Genomic DNA, 499 nt, shown 5'->3' with positions numbered 1-499 from the left:
CTTACCATCTAGGTAGTCGTGCTTTTTAACTAGGCTTGGCTTTTTGCACCAATCACAAACGCCTTCTATTGTGAACATATTCTCTCCTCACCTGTTTAAGTCAGGTGTATTTTCGGCGCAAATTATGACACAAGTAAGACTCATTAGTTAATAGTTTGTTACCTGTTTTTGAGAGGGGGATCGATTGCAGTACTAATAAAATCGATATCTTTGCGACTTTGGAAATCGAGTTTGCTTGGTTGTTTACGTTTTTGTAACACTCTTAAGGATGGTTTTTAGCGAATTGTTCAAACGTTTCATCTCTTCGTCACACCCGTAACCATCTGGGTGGTAGATTTTGGATAGCTGTTTATATCGAATTTTAATGCTTTTTTGATTCGGAATTGAGCTAGGTGTATACCCAAATAGAGCGCAGGCTACTTGTAAATTGTTCAGGCTGTTGTCATTTTTCTGTTTTTTTAACTCATGGAATATCGTGTGCAGCTGACGTTTCTGCTGC

1 pseudogene is annotated in these 499 nt (G+C 38.5%); it reads right to left on the bottom strand.

The features are described from left to right. Nucleotides 1-243: 243 nt before the first annotated feature. A pseudogene (locus AB4653_RS15415) lies at nt 244-499 on the bottom strand (hypothetical protein); the annotation flags it as partial.

Source organism: Vibrio sp. 10N.222.48.A3, assembly GCF_041475345.1.
Classification (GTDB): domain Bacteria; phylum Pseudomonadota; class Gammaproteobacteria; order Enterobacterales; family Vibrionaceae; genus Vibrio; species Vibrio tasmaniensis_A.
This window is presented reverse-complemented; position numbering and strand designations above follow the sequence as displayed.